We start from the raw sequence: 12,919 nt of genomic DNA, 5'->3' as shown, positions 1-12,919 counted from the left end.
GGGCTCCTCGGCGTAGTTGCGCAGTTTAGCCTAGAGGGCCTGCCCGGCGTGCTAAACTCGCCGCCGTTTTACCTATCCGCCGTAATTATCGACACGGAACACCAATGGCCAAACGCCAGCTCAATCGCCGCCAAAACTGGCGCATCGAAAAGATCCAGGGTGAGCGCGCCGCCCGCGCCGCCAAACGCGAGTCCTCTGCCGTCGAGGCGCTGGAAGGTGGCGACCTGGGCCCGGAACAGACCGGCCTGGTCATCGCCCACTTCGGCGTCCAGGTCGAAGTCGAGGCTCGCGAAGGCGAAACGGCCGGCCAGGTGTTCCGCTGCTACCTGCGGGCCAACCTGCCGGCCCTGGTGACCGGCGACCAGGTGGTCTGGCGCGCCGGCAACCAGGGCATCGGGGTGATCGTCGCGCAACTGCCGCGCAGCACCGAGCTGTGCCGCCCGGACAGCCGCGGCCAACTCAAGCCGGTGGCCGCCAACGTCGACATGATCGTGATCGTGTTTGCACCCATGCCCGAGCCCCACGCCAACCTGATCGACCGCTACCTGGTAGCCGCCGAGCATGCTGGAATCCGGCCGTTGCTGCTGCTGAACAAGGCCGACCTGATCGATGAGCAGAACGCCCCTGCGCTCAACGCCCTGCTCGCGGTCTACCGCCAGCTGGGCTACCCGCTGCTGGAGGTCTCGGCTCATCACGGCGACGGCATGGAGCAGTTGCAAGCCCTGCTGGACGGGCGCATCAGTGTATTCGTCGGCCAGTCGGGGGTGGGCAAGTCTTCCCTGGTCAACAGCCTGCTGCCGGAAGTCGAAACCCGCGTCGGCCCGCTGTCGGAGTTCTCCGGCCAGGGCACTCACACCACCACGACCGCGCGCCTGTTCCACTTCCCCGGTGGCGGTGAGCTGATCGACTCTCCCGGTATCCGTGAGTTCGGCCTCGGCCATGTCAGCCGCGCCGATGTCGAGGCCGGGTTCATCGAGTTCAATGACCTGCTGGGCACTTGCCGCTTCCGCGATTGCAAGCACGATCGCGAGCCGGGCTGTGCCTTGCTCAAGGCCCTGGAAGATGGGCGCATCCAGCAGCAACGGATGAACAGCTACCGCTCGATCCTCGCCAGCCTGCCAGACAACAGTTACTGATTGACCTGACCCAGATACGACAAGGCCGCGATCTTCGCGGCCTTGTCGTTTGTCACTTCGCCGTGCCCGGCGTAGCGGGCGGCGTCACCGGAGCAGTGGGAGCTGGAGCTGGAGCTGGAGCGGAAGACTGGCCCGCCGCACCCTGCTCGTCCATCTTCAGCACACCGTCCTCGAAGATATTCATACGTTGACGCACCTCGTGCGCTGGCAGCGGCTCGCTACCGGGCGGCAAGGCATTCGGGTCGGCTGCCGCCCCCGGTACTTCACCGGGCGCACCGCTACCCTGGGTCGGTACCGGAGCATTGGGATCGGTCTGCTCACCCTCGATGGCACGCTGGGCCTTCTTGGTCAGCACGACGATATCGATGCGCCGGTTGACCGGGTTGAACGGGTCCTTGCGATCGAATAGAGCCGACGAAGCAAAGCCCACCACACGCGCGACTTGCGGATCAGGATAACCACCCGCCACCAGCGCCCGACGCGCAGCGTTGGCCCGGTTGGCCGACAGCTCCCAGTTGCCGAAGTCGCCAGTGCCCGAATAGGGCTTGGCGTCGGTGTGACCGCTGATGCTGATCTTGTTCGGCACGGTCTTGATGGTGTCGGCCATGGCCAGCAGGATGTCTTCGAAATACGGCTTCAGACGTGCACTGCCAGAGTCGAACATCGGCCGGTTCTCGGCGTCCATGATCTGGATCCGCAGGCCGTCCGGGGTGATCTCGAAGAGGATCTGGTCCTTGAACTTCTGCAGTTGCGGGTTCTCGTCAACCTTGTTCTGCAACTCTTGCAACAGCAACTCGAGACGCTCGCGCTCGACCTGCTCGGCCATGCCCTCCACCTGATCGGCATCCACCGTGACCTTGTCCGGTTGTGGCTGGGACTTGATCTCGGGGTTGAGGGTGTTGTCCGGCGCCAGCTCAGGGGAGCCGCCCAGGTCGATGATGTAGGGCGTACCGCTTTCCGAGAAGCCGATCGGGTCCTTGAAGTAACCGGCGATGGCGATCTTCTGTTCCGGGGTGGCCGTGGACAGCAGCCACAACACCAGGAAGAACGCCATCATCGCCGTGGCGAAGTCGGCGAAGGCGATTTTCCAGGCGCCCCCGTGATGTCCGCCAGCGAAGCGCTTGACGCGCTTGATGATAATCGGCTGATTATTTTCCATGACTTAGCGACCGCGAACCGCTTGTTCCAGCTCGGCGAAGCTAGGACGGTGCGCCGGGTACAGAACCTTGCGCCCGAACTCCACGGCCAGGGACGGCGGCATGCCGGAAGCCGAGGCCACCAGCGACGCCTTGATGGCTTCGTAGACGTTCAGTTCTTCCTTGGCGTCGTGGGCCAGGGAGTGGGCCAGCGGGCCGAAGAAACCATAGGCCGCGAGAATACCGAAGAAAGTACCCACCAGTGCCGCACCTACGTGCAGGCCGATGGACTTCTGGTCGCCATCGCCCAGGGAAGCCATGGTCACCACGATCCCCAATACCGCCGCGACGATACCGAAACCGGGCATGCCGTCGGCAATCCCGTTGACCGCATGGGATGGATGCTCAAGGTCTTCCTTGAGGCTGAACAGCTCCATGTCGAACAGGCCTTCCAGCTCGTGGGGAGCCATGTTGCCGGAGGACATGATGCGCAGATAGTCACAGACGAAGGCGGTCATGCGTTCATCTTTGAGCACCGCCGGGTACTTGGCGAAAATCGGGCTGGCCGCGGCGTCCTCGATATCACCTTCGATGGCCATCATGCCTTCGCGACGACTCTTGTTGAGGATCTCGTAGATCAGGCCCAGCACTTCCAGGTAGAAGGTGTGGGTGAAGCGCGAACTGAACATGCCCAGGGATTTCTTGACGACGTGCATCGTCATATAGCCCGGGTTGGCCTGGAGGAATGCGCCAAAGGCTGCGCCACCGATGATCAGCACTTCGAAAGGCTGGATCAACGCCGCGATTTTGCCGTGGGAAAGCACGTATCCGCCGAGCACGCTCGCGAATACGACGATGATGCCGATAATTTTAGCCATAGGTAGGGGAGTACTTATTGAGTCGGGTTCAAGGTCATATTCGGAAGTTCTTAAAACTCTTCTTCTACTTATCGGCAAAACTGCGCCAGACTATAGCCAGTTAAGGCGAAAAGCCAGTTTGGCCCGCTCTGGGCGTGTTCACAGCAGACGATGATTGCGCCCGACCATGTCTAATGAAACCAGCGTCCCACATTCTCCGCCCGCCTCTCTCGACGCCTGGGTAAAGCTCCTCAATGGCGTGCGCCTGCCGGTGCCCCAGGCCAGCCATGACCGGGTCTGCCGCGCCATTGCCAACAACCGCAGCTCGCTGCGGGAGATTGTCGATCTGATGCAAAACAGCCCGGCACTGGCCTTGAGCGTGATCCGCGAAGCCAACCGGCATTCCCACGGCAGCATGAGCGAACCGGCGGAAAACCTGGAGATCGCGGTCAACCGCCTGGGCCTCAAGCGTACCGAGGAGTTGCTCGAGCAACTGCCGACGCTGCCTGAAGAGCAGATCCCCCAGGCATTGCGCCAGTTCCAGCTGATCAGCCAGCACGCCAGCCAGCAAGCCAACGGCTTCTTTGCCGGACGCCTGGCGCGACTCTGGCAGGACATCCACTGGGGCAGCCTGCTGTTTCTCTCGCCGCTGTGGGCCATGGCCCTGGTCTATCCCAAGCTGCTGGAAGAGTGGGAACTGCGGGTCATCTACAAGCACGAATCCGCACACGACGTTGAACTGCAACTGTTCGGAGTGCGGCTGATGGAAATGTGCCAGGCCCTGGTCCTGGCCTGGCACCTGCCGATCTGGGTCCAGCAGGGCTATCGCCTGCTGACCCAGGAGCAGCACCTGCTGGCCAAGGTCATGCTGATTGCCCGCGACAGCGACAACCCGCTGCGCCAGCAACAACGCCTGGACGCTGAACCGGACCTGCGGCGCTGGCTGAACCAGCCGGCCAACACCGTGTTGCTGGCCAACGGCCTGGCGCTGGCGGCGCAACAGTCCTGGAACAGCCCCCATGGCCGGCGCTGGCAGAACCTTACCGCTCTTTATCTGCAGATCCCCCTGGACCAGGTCCAGCAACAGTTGCACCAACAGGCCGTACAAAGCGCCCGCAACGACACCCAGCCCGACCTCTGGCACCCGGCCCAGGCCCTGCTCTGGCCCTGGGATGCCCGACGCCTGCATCACGGCGAGCAACCAGCCCCGGCGCCCACCGCACTGGAACTGGCCAAGTGGCGCAAGCTCTGCGGCGAACTGTTGCTGGACCCCAGCCCCTTTACCAACGCCGTGCACCTTACCGGCTTTGCCCGGGATGCCCTGGCGGCGTGCGGCATGCACCGGGTCATGCTGCTGATGGTCGATCGCAGCCTGAGCCACCTGCGAGTGCAACAGCTTTACGGCCTGCCCGGGGAAGCGGCCAGCCTCACCCTGCAGGCCAAGCAGAGCCCCCTGTTGCAACGCCTGCTGGAAAAATCCGCGCAGATCCGCCTGACCCCGGCCAACCGGGCCCAGTTCGCCCCTCACCTGCCAAGCTCGCTGCGCCAGCTGTTTCGCGGCGAACACCTGCTGATCCGCTCACTGTCGTGCAATGGCCGGGTACTGATGCTGGCGATCGCCGACCAGGGCGGCGTGCCGTTCTCGGAAATCAGCGTCCAGGCCTTCGGCAAGACCGCCCAGTGCATCGAAAAAGCCTTGCACAGCTTTACCAACCGCAGCCAATGACGCTTGCGCTACAATCCTTCCCTTTGCGCCCTGGGGACCTGACATGTCTGACTTCTCTGGCTTGCCGCTGGTCATTGAACCGAGCGACCTGCTCGCCCGCCTGAACGCCCGCGAACTGATCCTCGTCGACCTGACCAGCGCTGCCCGCTATGCCACCGGGCATATTCCCGGGGCACGCTTCATCGACCCCAAGCGCACTCAGCTGGGCCAGGCGCCGGCTCCCGGGCTGCTGCCACCGCAAGCGGCGCTTGAAACGCTGTTCGGCGAACTCGGGCACAACCCGGACGCGGTCTATGTGGTCTACGACGATGAAGGCGGCGGCTGGGCCGGGCGCTTCATCTGGCTGCTGGACGTGATCGGCCACCAACGCTACCACTACCTCGACGGCGGCTTGCAGGCTTGGCTGGCGGAAGGCCTGCCCGTGTCTACCGAAGTGCCGGCCGCGGTCGGCGGCCCCGTGGCGCTGGCCCTGCATGACGAGCCCACTGCCACCCGCGAATACCTGCAAAGCCGTCTCGGCGCGGCGGACCTGGTGATCTGGGACGCCCGCGGACCGCTGGAGTACTCCGGCGAAAAAGTCCTGGCAGCCAAGGGCGGGCATATCCCCGGCGCGGTGAATTTCGAATGGACCGCCGGTATGGATCAGGCACGCCACCTGCGCATCCGCCGCGACATGCCACAGATCCTTGCGGACCTGGGCATCAGCAAAGACAAAGAAGTGATCACCCACTGCCAGACCCACCATCGCTCCGGCTTCACCTATCTGGTGGCCAAGGCGCTGGGCTACCCACGGGTCAAGGGCTACGCCGGTTCCTGGGGCGAATGGGGCAATCATCCCGATACGCCCGTAGAGATTTAAGGTTTTTAAGGACACCCAATGAAAAAGCGTTTGTTCATCATCAGCCAGTACCTGCTGCCTCATCACCTGCTGTCGCGCCTGGCCGGCTGCATTGCCGAGTGCCGCGTGCGCTGGTTCAAGAATGCCTTCACCCGCTGGTTCGCCAAGCAGTATCAAGTGGATATGTCCGAGGCCCAGGTCGAGGACGTGACCGCCTACGAGCATTTCAACGCCTTCTTCACCCGCGCCCTCAAAGACGGCGCGCGGCCGCTGGACCCGACCCCGGGCGCGGTGCTCAGCCCTGCCGACGGCGCGGTCAGCCAACTGGGCCCGATCGAACACGGTCGAGTGTTCCAGGCCAAGGGCCACAGCTACAGCGTGCTGGAACTGCTGGGCGGTGACCCGACCCTGGCACAGCCGTTCATGGGCGGCGACTTTGCCACCATCTACCTCTCCCCCAAGGACTACCACCGGGTGCACATGCCCCTGGCCGGCACCCTGCGGGAAATGGTCTATGTGCCGGGCCGGATCTTCTCGGTCAACCAGACTACCGCTGAAAACGTACCCGAGCTGTTCGCCCGCAACGAGCGCGTGGTGTGCATCTTCGATACCGAGCGCGGCCCGATGGCGCTGGTGCTGGTGGGCGCAATGATCGTCGCTTCGATCGAAACCGTCTGGGCCGGCCTGGTAACGCCGCCCAAGCGCGAACTCAAGACCGTGCGCTACGACGAAGCCGCCCGCGCTCCGATCCACCTGGAGAAAGGCGCCGAAATGGGCCGCTTCAAGCTGGGCTCCACGGCCATCGTGCTGTTTGGCCCGGACCAGGTTAAGTGGGCCCAAGAGCTGGCTGCCGGCTCACCCGTGCGGATGGGCCAGGGCCTGGGCCTGCCCAAGGCTTGAGGCCTGAATGCCGGACATAAAAAAACGCCGCTGATCAGCGGCGTTTTTTTTGGGCGGGGATTTTCCGGCGGCTCAGAGCTGCCCGTCGCGGTCACGGAACCCCAGCAGGTACAGCACGCCATCCAGGCCCAGGGTCGAGATCGCCTGCTTGGCCGACTGCTTGACCAGCGGCTTGGCGCGGAATGCCACGCCCAGGCCGGCAATGCCGAGCATCGGCAGATCGTTGGCGCCATCGCCGACAGCGATGGTCTGCTCCAGGCGCAGGCCTTCCTTGTGCGCCAGCTCACGTAGCAGATCGGCCTTGCGCTGGGCGTCGACAATCGGCTCCACCGCCACGCCAGTGACCTTGCCGTCCACCACTTCCAGCTCGTTGGCGAACACGTAGTCGATACCCAGCTTGGCTTGCAGCTGCTTGGCAAAGTAGGTGAAGCCGCCGGAGAGGATCGCGGTCTTGTAGCCCAGGCGCTTGAGCTCGGCGAACAGGGTTTCGGCGCCCTCGGTCAGGCGCAGGGAGGCGCCGATGGCGTCCAGCACATTGACGTCCAGGCCCTTGAGCAACGCCAGGCGCTCCTTGAAACTGGCGCGGAAGTCCAGCTCGCCGGCCATCGCCCGCTCGGTGATTTCCGCGACCCGATCGCCGACACCGGCCGCCTTGGCCAGCTCGTCGATGACTTCGGCCTCGATCAGCGTCGAATCCATGTCGAACACCGCCAGGCGCCGGTTACGGCGGAACAGCGAATCTTCCTGGAAGGCGATATCCACGTTCAGCTCCTGGGCCACGCTGAGGAACTCGGCCCGCAGGGCTTGCGGATCGGCGGCTTCGCCACGTACCGAGAACTCGATGCAGCCCTTGCCCTGGTCGGCAGGCATATCCAGGGGCATGCGCCCGGACAGGCGATCGATATGGTCGATGTTCAGGCCGTACTTGGCGGTGATGGAACTCACGCGCTGCAACTGTTCGGCGGTAACCTTGCGCGTCAGCAGGGTCACGATATGGCGCTTCTTGCCCTGCCCGGCGACCCACTGCTGGTAATCCTCCTCGGACACCGGCGTGAAGCGCACCTGCTGGTCGAGCTTGTAGGCGGTGAACAGGATGTCCTTGAGCACCGACGAGCTCTGCTCGTTGCTGGGAATTTCAACCAGGATGCCGAACGACAAGGTGTCGTGGATCACCGCCTGACCGATGTCGAGAATGTTCACACCACCCTGGGCCAGAACGCCGGTAATGGCCGCAGTCAGACCGGGACGATCTTCGCCGGTGATGTTTATCAGGACAATTTCGCGCAAGGCGCACCCCCGAGGTGGAAAAAAAGCGCATTCTACCCACTTTCGGTGACCATCGGGCACAGCCAGCGCTTTGCCGGTCTAGGGCCTGTCGCTATACTGCGCGTCAACTTCACGGACAAAAGAGCCGAGCTCAGTGAACCGGCCCACGCCAGTTAAAACCGATAACTTCTTCCTGCTGATCTTCCGTGCACTGCGCCACCGCCGTGTGCCGATTGCATTGCGCATTGCCAGCCATAACGTGATCCTGGTCGCCCTGGCCCTGGTGATCTATGCCGGCGTGATGGGCCTGCAGTTCAAGCAAGCCATGCACGAACAAGCCGACGCCCTGGGTCAGAGCCTGACCACCCAGACCGCCACCTCGGCCACCGAGCTGCTGGTGTCCAACGACATTCTCAGCCTCAACGTCCTGCTCAACAATCTGACCAAGAACCCGCTGGTGGCCCACGCGGCCATCTACAGCGTGGACAACCGCATCCTCGCCGAGGCCGGCCAGCGCCCCAAGAGCAGCCTGCTGGGTGAAACCGAGGGCGTGTACCAGACCAAGATCACCTTCCAGGACGTGACCGCGGGCAACCTGCGAATCAGCCTGGACATGGCGCAATTCCAGCAGCCGATGACCATCAGCCTGCAAAGCATGGGCATCCTCAGCGCCATCCTGCTGGCCCTGGCCCTGGCCTTGAGTCTGCGCCTGGGGCGGCACATCTCAACTCCGCTGCTGCAACTGAGGGTCTGGCTGCGTGACCTGGACGAACACACTCCCGCCACCCAGCGCCAGGACGAAATCGGCGATCTGGCGCGTCAGCTGCATGCCCGCCTGGTGCCGGAGAAGCCCGAACCGGCACCGCAGCCCGAGGCTGAAGTGCAAGACGACGAGGACGATGAGCCGGCATTCGAAGTGCGCAACCTGCGGGACCCGAGCTTCGACGAAAGCGCTCCGGTAGCAGGCCTGAAGCCTGCACCCCGGCACCTGGTTCACGCCGAAGAAGATGAACTGGACGAGGAAGACCCCTTCGCCGACCTGCGGGACAGCTCATCGACGCCTGCTGCCAAGCCACAACCGCAACCACAGGTTCCGGCCCAGCCCCAGCACAGTGCGGTACTGGCGGTGCAACTCGGTGCCCAGGAGCAACTGCGACGCCTGCCCCGCGCACGCCTGATGGAACTCCTGGAACGCTACCGCGATTGCCTCGACCAGGCCGCCTCGCTGTACCAGAGCGAACTGCATACCCTGAACGATGGCAGCACGCTGATGCTGTTCCACAGCGAAGACAGCGGTGACGACTACCTGACCAACGCCATCTGCTGCGGCGAGTTGCTGCGCGCCCTGGGCCATGCCTTGCAGATCGAAGTGGCGGACAGCGGCATCACCCTGCAACTGCAACTGGGCCTGACCCTGGGCGACGAACTGTTCGGCCTGAGCCAGATCGACCTGCTGCTCACCGAAACCGCCCAGGATGCCCTGGCCCTGTCCCAGCACAGCCGCAACCTGCTGCTGGTGGAGCGCAAGGTCAATGACGACCCGCTGCTGCGCCAGCGGGCACGTATCCGCCCGATCGCCAGCCCGGAAGGTGCCTGCTGCGTGGAACGCCTGATGGAGCCCTACCCGTCGATGCTGGAGCGGCAACTGGCACGCATGCATGAAACACGGGCCAAGCTGTAAGGCTGACCCGCCAAAAGAAGCCCGCCCAGTGCGGGCTTTTTCATGAGCTTCGTGTAGCCGCTGGCACAGCCTGCGACAAGCCCCGCAGGGGCTTCAACGCTGGTGATATCGCTGCGTGCCTGCGGCCCGCTCGCAGCCTTCGGCAACGGCTACAGGAGATTGCGTTGGCCAGAGCCAGAAACGACAAGGCCCGCTGTTGGGCGGGCCTTGTCTCGCGGCATGTCAACTCAGAACCTGAACACTTCCATATCCGTGCGGATCGGCGTGGCCATCGGGATCTTCGGTTGCTTTTCCTGCTCGGCAGGCTTGGGCGCAGGAGCCGGGGCCGCCTTGCGTGGCACCTCCGCCACCGCCGGCTGATTGGCCAGAGGCTTGAGGGCACCCGACAACTGTTCCGCCAGACGCTGCAACAGCACGCCCTGGGCCTGGACCTGGGACGCTGTGGTTCCCGCGTGCTGCTCCTGCAGATGAACGATGCGGTTGTCCCGCACCTGGCCACGACGGTCGATCAGGCGCCATTGCGCATCCAGCACCGCCGGCTGCGACTTGCCTGAATCCAGGCGAGTGATCGACAGCAGCACCTGGACATCCGGAGTGAAGCCACTGGTGGCCGGAGCCAATACAACCCGCTGGCTGTCGAGATGACCGGCCACCTGGCGCAACAGCAACTGGTCGATGTCCGAAGACAGGCTGCCGGCCCAGCGACCATCAGTGGAGGCCTGCAGGCTGCCATCATCCTGACGCTGCAGGAGGGTTTCACGTTGCAGATAGTCGGCAATCAACACCGGCCCCAGCAATACCGACATGCCGGCACTGGCCGGCTGAGCTGGACTTCCGCTGTCCAGCTGATACAGCGACACCGGCTGGTGTACGCTGCAACCCGCCAGGCCAAGAACGCCGGCGAGCAAGAAAACAAGAGGAAGGCGCAGAGCAGTCATCATCCCATCCAGGTGGCGGCCACAAGGCTAGCCACAGTGTAAATACTCAAAAAAACCTGAATAACGCCCGGCCACGCCAGCGTTTGAAAGCGCATATCATCCGTGAATATGCGCCCTGACTCCAGTGTTGTAGCGTCGATCCTGCGCTTAAATCGCAGATCGAACGCTCTAGCCCGCCCTTAACTGAGAGGCTCTACCAACAACGCATCCACCCGCTGGAAGCCGCGAGGCAGTTTGTTGCCACGGCGCCCGCGCTCGCCTTTGTAGTGCTCCAGATCGTCAGCCTTGAGCGACAAGGTGCGCTTGCCAGCCTGCAGCACCAGGGTCGCGCCGTCCGGCAGCACCGCGATATCGGTGACGTACTCTTCGCGGCTGGCCACGCGCTCACCGGGAATGCCGATGATCTTGTTGCCCTTGCCCTTGCCCAGCTGCGGCAGGTCGCTGATCTTGAACACCAGCAGGCGCCCTTCGGTGGTCACCGAAGCCAGCCAGTTCTGTTCGCGATCGGCCACTGGCCGCGGCGCCAGCACCTTGGCATTGTTCGGCAGGCTCAACAGCGCCTTGCCCGCCTTGTTCTTGGCCTGCAGGTCCTCGCCCTTGACCACGAAGCCGTAGCCAGCGTCAGAAGCGATCACATACAAGGCATCGTCATCCGGCAGCAGCACGCATTCAAACGTCGCACCCGGCGGCGGCGTCAGACGGCCGGTCAGCGGCTCGCCCTGACCCCGGGCCGATGGCAGCGTATGGGCCGCCACCGAGTAACTGCGCCCGGTGGAGTCGATGAACACCGCGAACTGGTTGGAACGCCCGGGCGCGGCGGTCTTGTAGCCATCGCCGGCCTTGTAGGACAGACCAGTGGCGTCAATATCATGCCCCTTGGCGCAACGCACCCAGCCTTTTTCCGACAGAACGATAGTCACCGGCTCGGTAGGCATCAGCTCGTTTTCCGACAGCGCCTTGGCCTCGGCCCGGGCGACGATCGGCGAACGGCGGTCATCGCCGTAGGTTTCTGCGTCTTGCAGCAACTCAGTGCGCACCAGCTTCTTCAGTTTGGCTTCGCTGTTGAGCAAGGCTTGCAGCTTGGCCTGCTCCTTGAGCAACTCATCCTGTTCGGCCCGCAGCTTCATCTCTTCCAGACGCGCCAATTGGCGCAGGCGCGTGTCGAGGATGTAGTCGGCCTGGATTTCACTCAGGGCGAAACGCTCGATCAGCTTGGCCCGTGGATGCTCCTCGGTACGGATGATGTGGATCACTTCATCCAGGTTGAGGTAGGCAATCAGCAAACCGTCCAACAGATGCAGGCGACGCTCGACCTTGTCCAGGCGGAACTGCAGCCGGCGACGCACGGTGGTGACCCGGAACTCCAGCCACTCCACCAGCAGGGCCCGCAGGTTCTTCAACTGCGGCTTGCCGTCCAGGCCAATGATGTTGATGTTGACCCGATAGGTGGATTCCAGCTCGGTGGTGGCGAACAGGTGCTGCATCAACTCATCGGCGTCGACCCGGTTGGAGCGCGGGATGATCACGATGCGGCACGGGTTCTCATGGTCCGACTCGTCACGCAGGTCGGCCACCATCGGCAGCTTCTTGGCCTGCATCTGGCCGGCGATCTGTTCCAGCACCTTGGCCCCGGAGACCTGGTGCGGCAGCGCGGTGACGATGATGTCGCCGTCCTCGACCCGGTACACGGCGCGCATGCGCACCGAGCCACGGCCGGTTTCGTAGATCTTCAGCAGGTCGGCACGCGGGGTGATGATCTCGGCTTCGGTGGGGTAGTCCGGCCCCTGGATATGCTCGCAGAGCTGCTCGACCGTGGCCTTGGGCTCATCCAGCAAACGCACGCAGGCCGAAGCCACTTCCCGCAGGTTGTGCGGCGGCACGTCGGTGGCCATGCCCACGGCGATGCCGGTGGTGCCGTTGAGCAGGATGTTCGGCAGGCGTGCCGGCAGTACCAGCGGCTCCAGCAGCGTGCCGTCGAAGTTCGGCCCCCAGTCCGCAGTGCCCTGGCCCAGTTCGCTGAGCAGCACTTCGGAATAGCGCGACAGGCGCGCCTCGGTGTAACGCATGGCAGCGAAGGACTTGGGATCGTCCGGCGCACCCCAGTTGCCCTGGCCGTCCACCAGCGTGTAGCGGTAACTGAAAGGCTGGGCCATCAGCACCATGGCCTCATAGCAGGCCGAATCGCCGTGCGGGTGGAACTTGCCGAGCACGTCACCCACGGTACGCGCGGATTTCTTGTGCTTGGAATCGGCATCCAGCCCCAGCTCACTCATGGCGTAGACGATACGCCGCTGTACCGGTTTCAGGCCGTCGCCGATATGCGGCAGAGCACGGTCCATGATCACGTACATGGAGTAGTTGAGGTAGGCATTTTCGGTGAAGTCAGCCAGTGACCGGCGTTCTACGCCATCCAGGCTGAGATCAAGGGAGTCGCTCATGCG

Annotated in this window: 10 protein-coding genes; 5 read left to right on the top strand and 5 right to left on the bottom strand. The window is 63.7% G+C overall.

The genetic code is table 11. The annotated features are described in order from the left end of the window. Positions 1–104: 104 nt before the first annotated feature. Complete coding sequence (rsgA, locus tag AC1RL5_RS19680) at positions 105–1,136, top strand: small ribosomal subunit biogenesis GTPase RsgA (protein WP_011058930.1); 1,032 nt, start codon at positions 105–107, stop codon at positions 1,134–1,136. Positions 1,137–1,188: 52 nt separating this feature from the next. Here the strand turns inward: rsgA and motB are convergent, their stop codons facing one another. Beyond that, entirely contained in the window at positions 1,189–2,295 is a 1,107-nt protein-coding gene (gene motB / locus AC1RL5_RS19675; protein ID WP_103407036.1) for a flagellar motor protein MotB, read from the bottom strand. A gap of 3 nt (positions 2,296–2,298) precedes the next feature. After that, on the bottom strand, positions 2,299–3,150 hold the full coding sequence (motA, locus tag AC1RL5_RS19670; RefSeq protein ID WP_011058928.1) for a flagellar motor stator protein MotA: 852 nt from the start codon (positions 3,148–3,150) through the stop codon (positions 2,299–2,301). A 166-nt stretch (positions 3,151–3,316) separates the two neighbouring features. Between motA and AC1RL5_RS19665 the strand changes: the two genes are divergently transcribed. The 3 genes from AC1RL5_RS19665 to asd are packed head-to-tail and all read left to right on the top strand — an operon-like array spanning position 3,317 to position 6,593. Next, positions 3,317–4,855 (top strand): HDOD domain-containing protein, encoded by a 1,539-nt coding sequence (locus AC1RL5_RS19665; protein WP_041115449.1) that lies wholly within the window; start codon positions 3,317–3,319, stop codon positions 4,853–4,855. 43 nt (positions 4,856–4,898) lie between these two features. Continuing rightward, positions 4,899–5,714, top strand: a complete 816-nt coding sequence (locus AC1RL5_RS19660) for a rhodanese-like domain-containing protein (protein ID WP_207239954.1) — start codon at positions 4,899–4,901, stop codon at positions 5,712–5,714. A gap of 18 nt (positions 5,715–5,732) precedes the next feature. Next, the gene (gene asd, locus AC1RL5_RS19655; RefSeq protein WP_103407038.1) at positions 5,733–6,593 is read left to right on the top strand and encodes an archaetidylserine decarboxylase; all 861 of its coding nucleotides are present in this window, start codon (positions 5,733–5,735) and stop codon (positions 6,591–6,593) included. A 72-nt stretch (positions 6,594–6,665) separates the two neighbouring features. Here the strand turns inward: asd and serB are convergent, their stop codons facing one another. Beyond that, on the bottom strand, positions 6,666–7,880 hold the full coding sequence (serB, locus tag AC1RL5_RS19650) for a phosphoserine phosphatase SerB (protein ID WP_011058924.1): 1,215 nt from the start codon (positions 7,878–7,880) through the stop codon (positions 6,666–6,668). A 133-nt stretch (positions 7,881–8,013) separates the two neighbouring features. Between serB and AC1RL5_RS19645 the strand changes: the two genes are divergently transcribed. Further along, positions 8,014–9,540: an AhpA/YtjB family protein gene (locus AC1RL5_RS19645; protein WP_015633930.1), complete on the top strand. Its 1,527-nt coding sequence runs from the start codon at positions 8,014–8,016 to the stop codon at positions 9,538–9,540. Between the two features lie 227 nt (positions 9,541–9,767). Here AC1RL5_RS19645 and AC1RL5_RS19640 read toward each other — a convergent pair whose 3' ends face one another. Then, on the bottom strand, positions 9,768–10,478 hold the full coding sequence (locus AC1RL5_RS19640) for a PqiC family protein (protein ID WP_026019966.1): 711 nt from the start codon (positions 10,476–10,478) through the stop codon (positions 9,768–9,770). 179 nt (positions 10,479–10,657) lie between these two features. After that, the gene (gene parC, locus AC1RL5_RS19635) at positions 10,658–12,916 is read right to left on the bottom strand and encodes a DNA topoisomerase IV subunit A (RefSeq protein WP_492589531.1); all 2,259 of its coding nucleotides are present in this window, start codon (positions 12,914–12,916) and stop codon (positions 10,658–10,660) included. Positions 12,917–12,919: the final 3 nt, after the last annotated feature.

The sequence above is a fragment of the Pseudomonas sp. GW822-FHT06D10 genome (assembly GCF_058799535.1).
This window is presented reverse-complemented; position numbering and strand designations above follow the sequence as displayed.

Excerpts from the sequence above, each read along its gene's own strand:
- motB (WP_103407036.1), bottom strand. The coding sequence starts at position 2,295 with ATGGAAAATAATCAGCCGATTATCATCAAGCGCGTCAAGCGCTTCGCT.
- rsgA (WP_011058930.1), top strand. The coding sequence starts at position 105 with ATGGCCAAACGCCAGCTCAATCGCCGCCAAAACTGGCGCATCGAAAAG.
- AC1RL5_RS19640 (WP_026019966.1), bottom strand. The coding sequence starts at position 10,478 with ATGACTGCTCTGCGCCTTCCTCTTGTTTTCTTGCTCGCCGGCGTTCTT.
- AC1RL5_RS19660 (WP_207239954.1), top strand. The coding sequence starts at position 4,899 with ATGTCTGACTTCTCTGGCTTGCCGCTGGTCATTGAACCGAGCGACCTG.
- motA (WP_011058928.1), bottom strand. The coding sequence starts at position 3,150 with ATGGCTAAAATTATCGGCATCATCGTCGTATTCGCGAGCGTGCTCGGC.
- asd (WP_103407038.1), top strand. The coding sequence starts at position 5,733 with ATGAAAAAGCGTTTGTTCATCATCAGCCAGTACCTGCTGCCTCATCAC.
- parC (WP_492589531.1), bottom strand. The coding sequence starts at position 12,916 with ATGAGCGACTCCCTTGATCTCAGCCTGGATGGCGTAGAACGCCGGTCA.
- AC1RL5_RS19665 (WP_041115449.1), top strand. The coding sequence starts at position 3,317 with ATGTCTAATGAAACCAGCGTCCCACATTCTCCGCCCGCCTCTCTCGAC.